Here is a 15212-nt window from a genome sequence, read left to right as displayed (position 1 = left end):
CGCCCTCCCGGCCACCCCCGTCACCCCGACCACCAGCCACGCCCTCCCGGCCACCCCCGTCACGCCGACCACCAGCCACGCCCTCCCGGCCACCCCCGTCACGCCGACCACCAGCCATGCCCTCCCGGTCACCGGCGAGGACGTCCCGCAGCCGTCCCTCGATGCCGAGTTCGGCGAGGCTGCGGCCCACACAGTCCTCGGGCAGGTCGAGCAGCCGTCGGCCCATCTCGTTGACGAGGGTGAGGCGGAGCTGCGGGTCCAGGGCGATCACGCCCTCGGCGATGCCGTACAACATCGCCTCCCGGTGCTCGGCCAGCCCGGCGATCTCGCGGGGTTCCAGGCCGAGGGTCTGCCGTTTGACGCGCCGGGCCAGCAGCCACGAGCCGGCCACGCCGAGTGCGCTGGCGATGCCCAGGTAGGCGAGGAGGTAGGAGGAGGCGCCGCTGAGGCGCTGCCACACCGTCGGGTCCGCCTCGCCGATCATCACGGTGCCCAGCTGCTGTCCGAGGTGTTCCTGCGTGGCGCCGAGGACCGGCACCTGGGCGACGAGTTCACGGCCGCCGTCCACCGTCAGCGACCCGGACCAGCCCCGCCCCTCGTCCGCTTCCCCGCCGAGGGACAGCGGGGCGCCGATCGCCGTCGGGTTGGTGGAGCCGACGATCCGGCCGTCGGCGTCGGCGACCGTCACCGAGGTGACCCCGGACTGCGTCTGCGTGGAGTTCACCAGCGGAGCCAGGGCCTGCTGCGGTGCGGGCTGTACCAGCTGGCTGCGGACCAGGGGGTTGGCGGCGAGTTGTTCGGCCAGCGCGACCACCCGCCGGCCCTCGACCCGGTTGAAGGTGGCTTCCGACTGGGCGAGGGAGACCGCGGCGACCGCACACAGCACGACCACGACGATGGCGAGCTGGAGCACCAGCATCTCGCCCGCGAGAGTCTGACGACGGAAGGTGGCGGTCACGGCCGCCATCATGGTCCCCACCTGCGGCCGGGGAAAGAGCCGTGCACGCCTTCGACCGGTGCGTGACTTCGCCCGGTGGTCACCTTCGCCCGGTGGTCACAACGACCACAACCTCCGTTGCTTCCGCAAGCGGGACATGTCGGGGACGCGCGGGCACCATGTGGCCCACATCACCCTCCCCCACAGGGCTCCCCGTATCCCATCGACGTACCGACAGGTGGTGGCACTCGTGCGCCTGCGCACCCCCCTTGCCCTGCTCGGGGCCGCCGTGCTCGTCCTCGTAGGACCTCCGCTGCTCACGACCGGCAGCGGCGCCGAGACCGGCACACAGATTCCGGGCCTGCGCCTCATGGTCCCCAACACGCCCGGCGGCGGCTACGACATCACGGCCCGGACGGCCGCGAAGAACGCCGAGGACGCCGGACTCACGCACAACATCGAGGTGTTCAACCTGCCGGGTGCCGGCGGCACCGTCGGGCTGAGCCGGCTGGTGAGCGAGCACGGCAACGGCAAGCTCGCCATGTCGATGGGCCTCGGTGTGGTGGGCGCCGTCCGCTCCAACCACGCCCCGAAGACGCTGGACGACACCACCCCGATCGCCCGGCTCACCGAGGAGCAGGACGTCGTCGTGGTCGCCAAGAACTCGCCGTACAAGACGATCGACGAGCTGATCGGCGCCTGGAAGGAGGATCCCGGCAAGCTCCCGGTGGGCGGCGGTTCCTCGCCGGGCGGGCCGGACCACCTCGCGCCGATGCTGATGGCGAAGGCCGCCGGGATCGCGCCGAAGCAGGTCAACTACATCCCCTTCGACGGCGGCGGCGAGCTGCTCGCCTCCATCCTCGGCAGCAAGGTCGCCTTCGGGGTGTCCGGGGTCGGCGAGTACCTCGACCAGATCAAGGCGGGCGAGCTCAGGGTGCTCGCGGTGACCGGCCCCGAGCGGGTCGCCGAACTCGACGCGCCCACGCTCAAGGAGTCCGGCTACGACGTCGACTTCACCAACTGGCGCGGGATCGTCGCACCCCCAGGCATCTCCGAGGCCGAGCGCGACAAACTCACCCGGCTGATCGAGGAACTGCACGACTCGCCCGAGTGGCAGAAGTCCATGCAACAGAACGGCTGGGACGACGCGTTCCTGACCGGCGAGAAGTTCGGCGACTTCCTGGACGCCCAGGACAAGCGCGTGGTGTCCGTGCTGAAGGAGCTGGGACTGTGACGACGCAGACCGACAATCCCCCCGCGCCTTCGGACGAGCGGCGCTCCTGGCTGCGCGACCACTCCGAACTCGGCGTGTGCGTCCTGCTGTTGGCCCTCGGCGTGCTCGTGCTGACCGACGCGCTCACCATGGACGTCGACATCACCCAACGCGGGCCGGTCGGACCCAAGACCGTGCCGGTCGTCGTCGGCATCGGCCTGCTGGTGGTCGCCGCCCTGCTCGCCGTCGACGTGCTGCGCGGCGGTCGCGGCCAGGCCGAGACCGGCGAGGACGTCGACCTGTCCGAACCGGCCGACTGGCGCACGGTCCTGCTGCTCACCGGGGTCTTCCTCGGCACGGCGATTCTGATCGAGCCGCTCGGCTTCCCGGTCGCGGGCGCCCTGTTGTTCTGGGGAGCGGCGTTCGCGCTCGGCAGCCGCCGCGTCGACCGCGATCCGCTCATCGCGGCCGTCCTCTCCCTCGTCACCTACGCCGTCTTCAACAACCTGCTCGGGGTGCCGCTGCCCGGCGGCCCGCTGATGGGAGTGCTGTGACATGGACGCCCTCAACTCCCTGATGGACGGGTTCGGTACGGCCCTCACCCCGGCCAACCTGCTGTGGGCCGCCCTCGGTGTGCTGCTCGGCACGGCGATCGGTGTGCTGCCCGGCATCGGACCCGCGATGGCGGTCGCGCTGCTGCTGCCGGTGACGTACGGACTCAACCCCGTCGCCGCGTTCATCATGTTCGCGGGCATCTACTACGGCGCGATGTTCGGCGGCTCGACCACCTCCATCCTGCTCAACACCCCCGGCGAGAGTGCCGCCGTGGTCGCGGCCATGGAGGGGAACCCGATGGCCAAGGCGGGGCGCGGCGCGCAGGCGCTCGCGGCCGCCGCCATCGGTCACTTCGCGGGCGGCCTGATCGGCACGATCCTGCTGGTCGCGCTGGCGCCGACGGTCGCCGAACTGGCGGTGGACATCGGTGCTCCGGACTACTTCGCCATCATGGTGCTGGCGTTCATCGCGGTGACGTCGGTGCTGGGTTCGTCGCGGATCCGGGGTCTGGCGTCGCTGCTGATCGGGCTGACGATCGGCCTGGTGGGCCTGGACCAGATGACCGGTCAGCAGCGGCTGACCTTCGGTTCGCTCCAACTCGCCGACGGCGTCGACGTGGTGATCGTAGCGGTCGGTCTCTTCGCGATCGGCGAGGCCCTGTGGGTGGCGGCGCATCTGCGGCGCACGCCGGGCGAGCCGATCCCGGTGGGCCGGCCGTGGCTGGGCCGTGCCGATGTGCGGCGGACCTGGAAGTCGTGGCTGCGCGGGCCGCTCATCGGCTTCCCGTTCGGCGCGATCCCGGCGGGCGGCGCGGAGATCCCCACCTTCCTGTCGTACGTGACGGAGAAACGCCTCTCGAAGCACAAGGACGAGTTCGGCAAGGGTGCCATCGAGGGCGTCGCGGGACCGGAGTCGGCGGCGTCGGCCTCGGCGGCGGGCACGCTGGTGGCCATGCTGACCCTCGGGCTGCCGACCACGGCGGTCGCCGCGGTGATGCTGGCCGCCTTCCAGCAGTACGGCATCCAGCCGGGCCCGTTGCTCTTCGAGCGCGAACCGGAGCTGGTCTGGGGCCTGATCGCGTCGCTGTTCGTCGGCATGGTGCTGCTGCTCGCGCTCAACCTGCCGCTGGCGCCGGTGTGGGCCAAGCTGCTGCGCATCCCGCGGCCGTACCTGTACGCGGGGATCCTGTTCTTCGCGGCGGTCGGCGCGTACGCGGTCGGCGGCGAGGTCGTCGACCTGGTGATCCTGCTGGTCATCGGCCTGATCGGATTCGGCATGCGGCGCTACGGCCTGCCGGTCCTGCCGGCCGTCATCGGCGTCATCCTGGGTCCGAACGCCGAACAGCAGCTGAGGCGGGCGCTGCAGATCAGCGACGGCAGTGTGAAGGGGTTGGTGAACACTCCGTTCGCGGTGACCGTGTATGTGGTCATCGTGCTGCTGCTGGCCTGGCCGCTGCTGAAGCGGCTCGTGGTACGGCCCCGCGCGGACGCCTGAGACGGGCGTCGGGGCGCGGTACGTCCGTGCGTATCGCGCCCCGCCGTTCTCGGTTGGCCGGCATTCTCGGTGGCCGGCGCTCTCGGTGGCCACTGCTCTCAGTGGCCACCGCTCTCAGTGGCCTCGGAACGCCTCCTCGAGCCACCACGAACCCCGGTCCTTGACCACCTTCGCGTCGATGAGCAGCGGCGCGGACCGTGGCCCGGCGACCCAGTCCTCCACGGCCTTCAGGTCCGCCCGCGTCCGCACGGTCACCGCCTCGAAGCCGTACCCCCGTGCCACGGCGGCGATGTCCGTCGGCGGGAACTCGACCGTCTGGAGCGGGTGTCCGTGGGGTCCGAAGTGGTGCACCTCCGCTCCGTAGGCCTCGTCGTCGTAGACGACGACCACCATCGGCAGCCCCAGCCTGCGTACCGTGTCGAGTTCCGCGGCTCCCATCATGGCGCCGCCGTCCCCGAGCGCGGCCACTGGTAGCCGGTCCGGCTGTGCGAGTGCCGCGCCGATCGCGGTGGCGAGCCCCAGGCCGATCGACTGGAACGCCTGGGTGAAGCAGAATCCGCGCTCGTCCGGCACCGACAGATACATGCTCGGGTAGCCCATGAAGTTGCCCGAGTCCACGCCGATCACCCGCTGGGCGGGGAGGATGTCGTCGAGCGCGATGCTCAGTGTGCGCGGGTCGATCAGTTCACGGGTGCTCGTGTCGTCGTAGGGGACGTCCCGCCGGCGCACGCGTGCGGCGATGTCGGCCGCGATGCCGTCGGTCCGGTATCCCTGTCGTTTCCCGCTCGCCTTCTGCAGCACCTGCCTCGCCGTGGCCGCCACGTCGCCGGTGATCCCGAGGTGCACCTCGCGGTGCGCGCCGAGCGCCGAGGCGTCGTCGTCGACCTGGACCACGGTCGTGTCAGGACCGATCAGTTGGCCGTGCCGCATGGTCCACATGTTCAGCGAGCAGCCCCAGCCGACGATCGTGTCGGCGGCCTGGATGAGTTCGGTCGTCAAGGGCGACGCGAAGCCTCCGGACACGTCGAGCGACCACGGGTTGCCGTGGAACAGACCGCGTGCCACGGCCGAGGTCGCGAGCAGGGCGCCGTAGCGCTCGGCGAGAGCTTCCAGGACGTCCCGGGCGCCGGGCGGGCGTGATCCGCGGCCGGCCACGAAGACGGGCCGCCGCGACCGTTCGAGGACCTGCGCCAGCGCCGCCACGTCGGTGTCCGCGGGCTCGACCGCTGCCCGCTTCGGCAGCGGTGCGGCAGGCGGACCTTCGGGGGCGTCCAGCCCCTGTACCCCCAAGGGGAGGTTGAGCAGGACGGTACGTCGTTCGTGCAGGGCTCGTCGCAGCGCGGAGCGGGCCTCCTCCACCGCTGTCCCGGCCGACGTGATCCGTGCGGTCAGCACCCCGAGCGCGTGGGCCAGCGCCTCCTGGTCGACGTAGAAGTTGGACCTCGGCTCGGTCACCTCCGCGGCCAGGACGAGGAGGGGCGTGCGGCTCTTGGCGGCCTCGGCGACTCCGGTGAGGGCGTTCGTCAGGCCGGGTCCCTGGTGGACACTCAGCGCGGCCACCGTGCCGCTCATGCGCGTGTAGGCGTCGGCCATGGTCGCCGCGCCGCCTTCATGGCGGGCGGCGACGAACCGTGAACCCGCCGCGATCATGGCGTTGGTGAGATGGAAGTTGCCCGATCCGACCACGCCGAAGACCTGGCGGACCCCCGCCTCGGTCAGCGCCCGCCCGACCGCCTCGGCGACCTTCATGACCGCTCCACCAGCGCGAGCACCCGCGCCGGAGCCCCGGAGCCCGTGACGATGGGCAACGGTCCCGCGACGACGACGGAGCCGGTCGCCGGGAGCTCGGCGAGATTCCGCAACTGGGTCAGCCCGTACTTGTCGCTGCCCATGAGATAGGAGTGGCACGGAAAGAGCGGGTCGAAGGCGTGCGCACCTCCGGCGTCGGTGCCGACCGTCTCGACGCCGAGTCCGATCACCGGCGACTCCTCTGCCACCCAGCGGGCGCACTCCGGTGAGAGGCCGGGGGTGTGCGGGCCGTTCTCGTCCGCGTTCAGGAACGTCTCCTGCGAGTGGGCGCGGGCGTCCCAGCCGGTGCGCAGCAGCAGCCAGCCGCCGTCGGGCAACGGCCCGTGCTCGGCCTCCCACGCCTTCATGTGGTCCACCTCCACGAGGAAGTCCGGATCCTGGGCCGCTTCGGCGGTGAAGTCCAGCACGGCGGCCGGTGCGATCAGCCGGTGCGCCGGCACGGACGCCACGTCGGCGAGGTCCTTGCCGGTGACCCAGTGGTTGGGTGCGTCGAAGTGCGTACCGGTGTGCTCGCCGCTGCGGAAGTTGTTCCAGTACCAGGCGGGGCCCCGGTCGTCGTACCTGCTGATCTCCTCCAGCTCGAACACGGCCGTCTGGCCGAACTCCGGGGGCAGTTGGATCACCGGTGTCGACGACGACAGCGGCGAGGTCAGATCCACGACTTCGATCGACCCGCCACGCAACCCGGACACCAGCGCGGCGAGGACGGACGGCTCGGACATGAGGGCCTCCTGAGACATCGCGGAACTGACAGCATGCCAGCCCGGCATGACGGTTGTTCAGATGCAGGAGCAGCCGTTCTCCGAGGGCTGGAACACGCGGTTCCGCGGTACAGACAAGCCAGTTGAGGCGATCGGCGGGTGGGGGGCGCGGTGTTCGGCAGAGGTACGGCGGTGGCGTTCATGGTCGGCGCGCTGGGTCTGGCCGCGTGCACCTTCGAGGGCAGCGGGACGTCGGCGGAGCCGTCCGACGCGGCGGTGCGCACGGCGACCGCTGCCTCGGCCTCGGCCTCGCCGACGTCATCCCCCCCTCCCCCTCCGTATCGGCCTCGCCCACCACGAGCCCGTCGCCCGTGCCCGTCACCGGCCCCGACCAGAAGCTGGTCACGACGACCGTCAGCGGCGGCTTCGCGGGCGTCCACCAACAGCTGATCCTCCGCGGCGACGGCACCGTCTGCACCAGTCACAAGGGCGAGCCCTCGGTGCGCCGGACCGGCGCGGCCCGGTTCAAGGAGGTGCGCACGCTTCTCGGGGACCCGGCGCTGGACGAGGTCCCCGCCTTCACCATGGACATGGGGGCGAGGGACATGTTCCAGTACACGCTCGGGTTCGACGGCCGCACGGTCATCACGGACCGCTCCTCCGAGCAGCCCGCGCTCGACCGCCTCATCGACGCGCTCAGTGAGTGGCTGCCGGAGCAGTGACGTCCGGCCGCCGCGCAGGAACCGTCAGGACGACGACTCCCCGGCCCGGACGCGGGCCAGTACGTCCCGGATCATCTCGGCACTGATCAGGAAGTGCCCCCGGGCGATCTCCTCGGCGCGCTCCGGGTCGCCCGCCGCGATCGCCTCGTACAGAGCCGTGTGGCCCTCGCCGGCCCGGTGGAAGTGGGACCGCTCGCCCTTGCCCCACGGCTCGATCGGGAAGCCGAGGCTGATCCGGGTCAGCAGGTCCCGGCTGAGCAGGGCGATCTGCGGATTGTGGGTGGCCGCGCAGATGCTCTGGTGGAACGCGCTGTCGGCGGCCTGTTCCTCGCGGGGAGTGGACGCGGAGAGGTGCGCGGCCAGGGCCTCGCGCATCGGTTCGAGGTCCTCGGGCCGTCGCCGGCGGGCGGCCGTCGCGGCCACCATGCCTTCCACCAGGCCGCGCAGGTCGAAGAGTTGCTCGAACTCCTCCCACCGGGGCAGCAGCGTACGGCGGACCGCGGCCGCGGAGGACTCGCTCCAGGTGTCGCGGACGAAGGCTCCTCCGTTGCGGCCCCGGCGGATCTCGATGACGCCCAGCGCCTGGAGGCGTCCGACGGCCTCGCGCACGGTGGGTCGGCTCACCCGCAGCAGCCCGGTGAGCTCGCGTTCGGCCGGCAGCCGTTCGCCCGGCAGGAAGTCCCCGACGGCGACCGCGGTGAGCAGCCGGTCGGAGACCTCGTCGACCGCCGAGGTCACCCGCACGGGGCGCAGCGACGACGACGGAGTTCCGCCGTGGAGCACACGGTCGAGCACACGGGAGAACTCGTCTCCCGGTTCGGGTGACTCAGGTGCGGATGTCAGTTGTCCTCCCCATCGCGCGACGCCTCTGTAAACGGGCGGGGGCCACGTGAACACGTCGTTACGTCTTGCCCTGCCCCCGCCAAAAGGTCTTGTGCGCTGACCTTTTACCCAATCAGTATCTCATCCATCCGTCACACCCATCTCGTTTCAGACAGCGGCCGGCTGATTCCGGCCAGCCTGGGAGGCTTCCCCGTGGCGATTCCCGAACCGAACCACACCGGAACCGTCGACTTCAACGGCTGGTCCACCTGGTACCGGATCACGGGCGAACCGGGCAGGACACCCTTGGTCGTTCTGCACGGCGGACCCGGCGCCGGTCACAACTACACCCTCAGCATCGCGGGCATCGCCCAGCAGGGCCGCACCGTGGTGCACTACGACCAGCTCGGCACCGGACTGTCCACCCATCTGCCCCACGAGGGCGCCGACTTCTGGACCGTTCAGCTCTTCCTCGACGAACTCGACAATCTCCTCAAGGCGCTGGGCATCGCCGACGCGTACCATCTCCTCGGCCAGTCCTGGGGCGGCATGCTCGCCGCCGAGCACGCCGTACGCCGACCGCCCGGGCTGCGCGGCCTGGTCATCGCCAACTCCCCCGCGTCCATGGAGCTGTGGCTGTCGGCGGCGAACGAGCTGCGTGAGGAGCTCCCGCCGGAGGTCCAGCACACCCTGCTCGCCCACGAGACGGCCGGGACCACGGACCACCCCGACTACCGGGCGGCCGAGCAGGTCTTCAACGAGCGCCATGTGTGCCGCCTGGTCCCCAACCCGCCCGAGGTACAGGCCACTTGGGACACCATCGCGTCCGATCCGACCGTGTACCACACGATGAACGGGCCGAACGAGTTCCATGTCGTCGGCACGCTCAAGGACTGGTCCGTGATCGACCGGCTGCACCTGATAGACGTGCCGACCCTGCTGGTGTCCGGGCGCTACGACGAGGCGACCCCCGAGACCGTCCGCCCTTTCGCCGACCACATCCCCGACGTCCGCTGGCACCTCTTCGAGCACTCCAGCCATATGCCGCACGTCGAGGAGGAGGAGCTCTACCTCCGGGTCGTGGGCGCCTTCCTCGACTCCACCGACTGACCCTCCGACGGGAGTTCCCCGGATGTCCCGCACCAAGAGACGCAGCGCGCTCGCCGCCGCCACCGTCGCCCTCGCCCTGACCGCCGCCGCCTGTTCGTCGTCCGACGACGGCGCCTCCTCCGACCCGACCACGTCCTCCTCCGGCTCCGGTTCCTCCGCCTTCCAGCCGCAGCACAAGGGCGGCACGCTGAAGCTCGTCGCCCACGCGGCCGCGGGCACCTTCGACCCGCAGGTCAACTACACCCTCCAGTACTGGCAGCTGTACCAGTCCATGTACGACGGGCTGCTGTCGTTCAAGAAGGTCGGCGGCCAGCAGTCGTTCACCGTCGTCCCGGACCTGGCGGCCGCGATGCCGAAGGTCACCAACGGCGGCAAGACGTACACCTTCACGCTCCGCAAGGGCATCTCCTTCTCCAACGGCAAGGTGCTGACCACCGACGACGTGGTGGCGTCCTTCCAGCGCATCTTCAAGGTCTCCAGCCCCACCGCCGGCACCTTCTACAACGGCATCGTCGGAGCCGACGCCTGTCTGAAGAAGCCCGCCTCCTGCACGCTGGAAGGAGGCGTGACCGGCGACGCCACCGCCAACACGGTCACCGTCAACCTCACCGCCCCGGACCCGGAGTTCGCGTACAAGCTGGCCGTCCCGCACGCCAGCGTCGTACCGAAGGACTCGCCGGCGAAGGACGCCGGCACAAAGCCGCTGCCCACCACCGGCCCGTACATGGCCGCCTCGTACGACCCGAACCGGGCGCTGAAGCTGGTGCGCAACCCGCACTTCAAGGAGTGGTCGCGTCCGGCGCAGCCCGAGGGCTACCCCGACGCGATCGACTACACCTTCGGCCAGACCGTCGAGTCCCAGGTCACCGCGATCCAGAACGGCCAGGCGGACTGGATGTACGATCCGCCGCCCGCCGACCGGCTGAACGAGATCGGCACCAAGTACGCCTCCCAGGCGCACGTGAACCCGCTCACCGCGTTCTGGTACGCGACCCTGAACGTCAACATGGCGCCGTTCAACAACAAGCTGGCACGCCAGGCGATCAACTGGGCGGTCGACCGGTCCGCCGTGGTGCGCCTGTACGGCGGCACGAACCTCGCCTCTCCCGCGTGCACGATCCTGCCGCCGGGCTTCCCTGGGCACACCGACGCGTGCGCCTACACCAAGGGCGGCGGCAAGACCTGGTCGGCCGCGGATCTGGCCAAGGCCAAGGAACTGGTCAAGCAGTCGGGCACGGCGGGGCAGGAGGTCGGCATCGTCGTCCAGGACGACGACGTCAACAAGTCGATCGGGCAGTACCTGCAGAGCCTGCTCACCCAGCTCGGCTACAAGGCGACGCTCAAGCCGCTGTCGGGGAACATCCAGTTCACCTACATCCAGAACACCAAGAACACCAAGAACAAGGTGCAGCTCGCCCTGACGTCCTGGTACCAGGACTACCCGGCGGCCTCGGACTTCCTCAACGTGCTGCTGTCCTGCGCCTCGTTCCACCCCGGCAGCGACTCCAGCATCAACATCGCCGGCTTCTGCGACAAGGGCATCGACGCGAAGATGAAGACCGCGCTGGAGACCGGGCAGACCGACCAGAAGAGCGCCGACCAGCAGTGGGGCGCCATCGACCAGGAGATCATGGGCCAGTCCCCGGTCGTGCCGCTGATCAACCCGAAGATCATCGACTTCACGTCGAAGCGGGTCGGCAACTACCAGTTCAGCAAGCAGTTCTACATGCTCGTCGGGCAGCTGTGGGTCAAATGAGCCACGCCGAGCCCTTGTCGACCGCTGAGGCCCGGCGTTCGCCGGGCCCCTGGCGGACGGCCGCCGCCGACCTGTCGCACAACAGGTCGTCGGTGGCCGCCGCCGTCGTCCTGTTCCTCGTGGTGCTGGCGGCCCTGTGCGCGCCGCTGTACGCGGACCAGATCGCCCACACCGACCCGTTCCAGTCCCATGTCTCCGGCACCACGGTCGTCGACGGCAGGACCGTGCCGGTGCTCACCCCCAGCAGCACCGGCCTCGGCCTCGGGGTGACGCCCATCGGTCCCACCTGGGACCCCGGCCACTACTTCCTCGGCGCCGACAACCAGGGCCGCGACGTCATGGCCCGCCTGCTGTACGGCGGCCGGACGAGCCTGCTCATCGGCGTCACCGCGGCCCTGCTGACCTGCCTGGTGGGTACGGCCGTCGGAGTCGTCGCCGGCTACGCGGGCGGTGTCGTGGACGCCGTCATCTCCCGGATCCTGGACGTGGTCTGGGCGTTCCCGGTGTATCTGCTGGCGATCTGTCTGTCGGTCGTCCTGCTCACCGACGGGCTGCGCCTGGGGCCGCTCACCGTGGAGGCGGGGAGCCTGTGGCTGCCCGTCGCGATCATCGCGGCGATCTACGTGCCGTACATCGCACGGCCGTTGCGCGGCCAGGTCCTGGTGCTGCGCAACAAGGAGTACATCCAGGCGGCCGTCGGGTCCGGCGCGCCCACGGTGCGCATCCTGCGCCGGGAGGTGCTGCCGAACGTCCTGCCCACGGCGATCGTCTTCGTCCCGCTGATGACCGCGCTGGCCATGCTCACCGAGTCGGCCCTGTCCTTCCTGTCCGTCGGCGTCCAGCCGCCCGACGCCAGTTGGGGCACGATCATCGAGGACGGTCTGGGGCTGCTCTACACGCGCCCCGCCGTGACGATCGCCCCCGGCCTGCTGATCGCACTGACCACGGCGGCACTCAACGTCCTGGGCGACGGAGTGCGGGACGCGCTCGACCCCAGCGCCCGCCTGCGCGGAGGGGTGTGACGCTCATGCTCTCCTTCGCGCTCAAGCGGTTCGCCTCCGCCCTGCTGGTGATGTTCTCCATCAGCGTGCTGGTGTTCCTGATCTTCTTCGCCACGCCGGGAGTCGATCCCGCCGCGCGTATCGCGGGCCGCAACGCCGACCCGGCCACCCTGGCGCAGGTACGGCACTCCTTCGGGCTCGACCGGCCGCTGCCGATCCGGTATCTGCTGATGATGCGGCACCTGCTGATAGACCGGGATCTGGAGTCCTTCGTCAATCGTGGTTCCCGCGTCATCCCGCAGATAGTGCAGGCGATGCCGGTGACGCTGTCGCTCGTGGTGGGAGCGGCGGTCATCTGGATGACTGTCGGCATCCTCATGGGCACGGCCGCGGCGACCCTGCGCGGCACGGCGGTCGACCCGCTGATCATGCTGGTCGGCGTGGTCGGCGTCTCGCTGCCGGCCTACTGGCTCGGCGAGGTCGTCAACCTCGTCACCCAGAAGCAGTTGCACGACTCGGTGTTCTCCTGGGTGCCGCCGCCCGGATACGTCGACCTGACCGGGGACCCGGGCCAGTGGGCGCTGCACCTGCTCTTCCCCTGGCTGACCCTGGCGCTGCTGTACGCCGGGATCTACGCCCGGCTGCTGCGCGGCGAGGTCGTGACCGCACTGAACGAGGACTACGTCCGCACGGCCCGGGCCAAGGGCCTGTCCGAGCGCCGGATCCTCGTCCGGCACGCCCTGCGCTGCTCGCTGATCCCGATCGTGTCGTTGTTCGGCCTGGACTTCGGCGCGCTCGTGGGCGGCGCCGCGCTGCTCACCGAGGTGGTCTTCGGCCTGCCCGGCATCGGCAAGCTCACCTTCGACGCCCTGCAGAACCTCGACCTGCCCGTGATCATGGGGACCGTCCTGTACGCGGCGTTCTTCGTGGTCCTCGCCAACGCACTGGTGGACATCCTGTACGCGCGACTCGACCCGAGGGCCCGCCATGCCTGAACCCCTGTCTGAACCCCTGCTGGAAGTACGCGATCTGCGGGTGTCGTTCCGTACCCGCCGAGGCCCGGTCACCGCCGTCGACGGCCTGTCCCTCTCGGTGGCGCCCGGCGAAGTCCTGGGTGTGGTGGGCGAGTCGGGCTCGGGCAAGAGCGTGTCGATGCTGGCCGTGCTGCGGCTGCTGACCAACCCGAACGTGACCGTGTCGGGCCAGGTCCTCTTCCGCGGGCGCGACCTGCTGACCCTCCCCGACAGGCAGATGCGCGCGATACGGGGCCGGGAGATCGCCATGGTCTTCCAGGACCCGATGACCGCGCTGACCCCCGTGTACACGGTGGGCTGGCAGATCGCCGAGCAGATACGGGCGCACGAGCAGGTGTCCCGGAAGGAGGCCCACGCCCGCGCCGTCCGGCTGCTCTCCGACGTCGGCATCCCCGACGCGGCCTCGCGGGTGAACGCCTACCCGCAAGAATTCTCCGGCGGTATGCGCCAGCGCGCGGTCATCGCGATGGCCCTGTCCTGCAGCCCCGCGCTGCTGATCGCCGACGAGCCGACCACGGCGCTCGACGTGACCGTGCAGGCGCAGATCCTCGACCTGATGCGCGAGCTCAACGCGGACGGCTCGGCGATGGTGCTCATCACGCACGACATGGGCGTGATCTCCCAGATCGCCGACCGGGTCCTGGTCATGTACGGCGGCCGGGCGGCCGAGGACGGCCCGCGCCGCGCGGTGTTCCACGGCCCGCGGCACCCGTACACCTGGGGTCTGCTCGACTCTGTGCCCCGCGTCGGCGGCCCCCGGCTGCGGCGGCTGCCCAGCATCGCGGGCATGCCCGTCTCACCCGGCAGCCTTCCGGCGGGGTGCGCGTTCGCGCCGCGCTGCCGGCTCAGCCACGACCGGTGCGAGGAGCGGCCCGCGCTGGCCGCGGGCAACGGCGACGCCGCACACCGCGACGCCTGCTGGCTGCCGCCCGAAGACCGCGCGTCGCTGCGGCTGACGGCACGGGCCGCCGCGAACGACGTACAGACCATGGACCCGGAGGCGGCGTCGTGACGGCACAGGACATCGTGGCAGTGGACAAGGCAGCGTCTCCCGGCGGCGACGTGCTGCTGCGCGCGTCGGACGTCACCAAGCACTACCCCGTGCGCGCGGACACGCTGTCCCGGCGCAGCAGGGTGCTGCGCGCCGTGGACGGCGTGTCGCTCGAGGTCCGCACCGGCGAGACCCTCGGCATCGTCGGCGAGTCGGGCTGCGGCAAGTCCACCCTCGGCCGCTGTCTGGTCCGGCTCACCGACCTCACGGGCGGCCGGGTCGAGTTCGACGGGCAGGACATCACCACCCTGTCCTCGCGCCGGCTGCGGCCCGTACGGCCGGGCATGCAGCTGGTCTTCCAGGACCCGCAGGCCTCCCTCAACCCCCGCCGCCGCGCCGGGGACATCGTGGCCGAACCGCTGCTCGTGCACCGTTACGGTGACGCGGCCGCGGTCCGCCGCCGCGTCGCCGAGCTCTTCGACGTCGTAGGACTGGCCGGGGCGCATCTGGACCGCTATCCGCACGAGTTCTCCGGCGGCCAGCGCCAGCGCATCGGGATCGCCCGGGCACTGGCCACCGCCCCGAAGCTGATCGTCGCCGACGAACCTGTGTCCGCCCTCGACGTGTCGATCCAGGCCCAGGTACTGAACCTCTTCGCCGACCTCCAGGAGGAGTTCGCGCTCACCTACGTCTTCATCGCCCACGACCTCGGCGTGGTCCGCCATGTGTCGGACCGGATCGCCGTCATGTACCTCGGCGAGATCGTCGAACTCGCCGAGACGGAGGCGCTGTACGGGGCTCCCGCCCATCCTTACACGCAGGCACTGCTGTCCGCGGTCCCGGACATCGACGACGGCACCCACGCGGGGGACGCACCGCGCCGCGAACGCATCGTCCTCACCGGCGAGGTACCCAACCCGGTGGACAAGCCGACGGGCTGTCCCTTCCGCACCCGCTGCCCGTACGCCCGCGAGCGCTGCGCGCTGGAGCGCCCCCGTCTCGCCCTCACGGCCTCCGGCCGCCACACCGCCTGCCACTACCCGCTGACCGTCTGACCGCGCCCGTTC

Annotated in this window: 14 protein-coding genes; 10 read left to right on the top strand and 4 right to left on the bottom strand. The window is 70.8% G+C overall.

Going from position 1 to position 15212, the window contains the following annotated elements; translation table 11 throughout:
- Positions 1–967: sensor histidine kinase (locus AC5P09_RS17280; protein WP_493874765.1), on the bottom strand; the 967-nt coding region annotated here is incomplete at its 3' end.
- A 220-nt stretch (positions 968–1187) separates the two neighbouring features.
- On the opposite strand from AC5P09_RS17280, the gene AC5P09_RS17275 reads away from it, so the two are divergent.
- Genes AC5P09_RS17275 through AC5P09_RS17265 form a run of 3 tightly spaced genes read left to right on the top strand, consistent with a single transcriptional unit; the run spans position 1188 to position 4199 of the window.
- Positions 1188–2171, top strand: coding sequence for a Bug family tripartite tricarboxylate transporter substrate binding protein (locus tag AC5P09_RS17275; protein ID WP_493874838.1), 984 nt, complete (start codon positions 1188–1190; stop codon positions 2169–2171).
- Entirely contained in the window at positions 2168–2704 is a 537-nt protein-coding gene (locus AC5P09_RS17270) for a tripartite tricarboxylate transporter TctB family protein (protein ID WP_307672890.1), read from the top strand. Before AC5P09_RS17275 ends, AC5P09_RS17270 begins: the two co-directional genes overlap by 4 nt.
- Position 2705: 1 nt before the next feature.
- The gene (locus tag AC5P09_RS17265) at positions 2706–4199 is read left to right on the top strand and encodes a tripartite tricarboxylate transporter permease (RefSeq protein WP_493874764.1); all 1494 of its coding nucleotides are present in this window, start codon (positions 2706–2708) and stop codon (positions 4197–4199) included.
- A gap of 114 nt (positions 4200–4313) precedes the next feature.
- Here the strand turns inward: AC5P09_RS17265 and AC5P09_RS17260 are convergent, their stop codons facing one another.
- Together AC5P09_RS17260 and AC5P09_RS17255 are read right to left on the bottom strand one after the other, a co-directional pair.
- A complete protein-coding gene (locus tag AC5P09_RS17260) occupies positions 4314–5948 on the bottom strand; it encodes a thiamine pyrophosphate-binding protein (RefSeq protein WP_493874763.1) in 1635 nt (544 codons plus the stop codon).
- Complete coding sequence (locus AC5P09_RS17255) at positions 5945–6730, bottom strand: cyclase family protein (protein WP_493874762.1); 786 nt, start codon at positions 6728–6730, stop codon at positions 5945–5947. The genes AC5P09_RS17260 and AC5P09_RS17255 overlap by 4 nt, the downstream gene beginning before the upstream one ends.
- A 206-nt stretch (positions 6731–6936) precedes the next feature.
- On the opposite strand from AC5P09_RS17255, the gene AC5P09_RS17250 reads away from it, so the two are divergent.
- Positions 6937–7431, top strand: coding sequence for a hypothetical protein (locus tag AC5P09_RS17250; RefSeq protein WP_493874761.1), 495 nt, complete (start codon positions 6937–6939; stop codon positions 7429–7431).
- A gap of 24 nt (positions 7432–7455) precedes the next feature.
- Here AC5P09_RS17250 and AC5P09_RS17245 read toward each other — a convergent pair whose 3' ends face one another.
- Positions 7456–8226, bottom strand: a complete 771-nt coding sequence (locus tag AC5P09_RS17245; RefSeq protein WP_493874760.1) for a FadR/GntR family transcriptional regulator — start codon at positions 8224–8226, stop codon at positions 7456–7458.
- Between the two features lie 240 nt (positions 8227–8466).
- Between AC5P09_RS17245 and AC5P09_RS17240 the strand changes: the two genes are divergently transcribed.
- Genes AC5P09_RS17240 through AC5P09_RS17215 form a run of 6 tightly spaced genes read left to right on the top strand, consistent with a single transcriptional unit; the run spans position 8467 to position 15200 of the window.
- Positions 8467–9363, top strand: coding sequence for a proline iminopeptidase-family hydrolase (locus AC5P09_RS17240; protein ID WP_493874759.1), 897 nt, complete (start codon positions 8467–8469; stop codon positions 9361–9363).
- Positions 9364–9385: 22 nt separating this feature from the next.
- Positions 9386–11119, top strand: coding sequence for an ABC transporter substrate-binding protein (locus AC5P09_RS17235; RefSeq protein WP_493874758.1), 1734 nt, complete (start codon positions 9386–9388; stop codon positions 11117–11119).
- A gap of 14 nt (positions 11120–11133) precedes the next feature.
- Positions 11134–12141: an ABC transporter permease gene (locus tag AC5P09_RS17230; protein ID WP_493874757.1), complete on the top strand. Its 1008-nt coding sequence runs from the start codon at positions 11134–11136 to the stop codon at positions 12139–12141.
- Between the two features lie 5 nt (positions 12142–12146).
- The gene (locus AC5P09_RS17225) at positions 12147–13115 is read left to right on the top strand and encodes an ABC transporter permease (RefSeq protein WP_266448853.1); all 969 of its coding nucleotides are present in this window, start codon (positions 12147–12149) and stop codon (positions 13113–13115) included.
- Complete coding sequence (locus tag AC5P09_RS17220; protein WP_493874756.1) at positions 13108–14166, top strand: ABC transporter ATP-binding protein; 1059 nt, start codon at positions 13108–13110, stop codon at positions 14164–14166. Before AC5P09_RS17225 ends, AC5P09_RS17220 begins: the two co-directional genes overlap by 8 nt.
- Positions 14163–15200, top strand: coding sequence for an ABC transporter ATP-binding protein (locus AC5P09_RS17215; protein WP_493874755.1), 1038 nt, complete (start codon positions 14163–14165; stop codon positions 15198–15200). Before AC5P09_RS17220 ends, AC5P09_RS17215 begins: the two co-directional genes overlap by 4 nt.
- The last annotated feature ends 12 nt before the right edge of the window (positions 15201–15212 follow it).

This window comes from Streptomyces sp. a15, assembly GCF_059026085.1.
The sequence above is the reverse complement of the archived record's forward strand: the minus strand, read 5'-3'. Positions and strand labels throughout refer to the sequence as shown.

What these genes read in the sequence shown, in the direction of transcription:
- AC5P09_RS17255 (WP_493874762.1), bottom strand. Translation starts at nt 6,730, where the DNA reads ATGTCCGAGCCGTCCGTCCTCGCCGCGCTGGTGTCCGGGTTGCGTGGC.
- AC5P09_RS17235 (WP_493874758.1), top strand. Translation starts at nt 9,386, where the DNA reads ATGTCCCGCACCAAGAGACGCAGCGCGCTCGCCGCCGCCACCGTCGCC.
- AC5P09_RS17225 (WP_266448853.1), top strand. Translation starts at nt 12,147, where the DNA reads ATGCTCTCCTTCGCGCTCAAGCGGTTCGCCTCCGCCCTGCTGGTGATG.
- AC5P09_RS17260 (WP_493874763.1), bottom strand. Translation starts at nt 5,948, where the DNA reads ATGAAGGTCGCCGAGGCGGTCGGGCGGGCGCTGACCGAGGCGGGGGTC.
- AC5P09_RS17265 (WP_493874764.1), top strand. Translation starts at nt 2,706, where the DNA reads ATGGACGCCCTCAACTCCCTGATGGACGGGTTCGGTACGGCCCTCACC.
- AC5P09_RS17220 (WP_493874756.1), top strand. Translation starts at nt 13,108, where the DNA reads ATGCCTGAACCCCTGTCTGAACCCCTGCTGGAAGTACGCGATCTGCGG.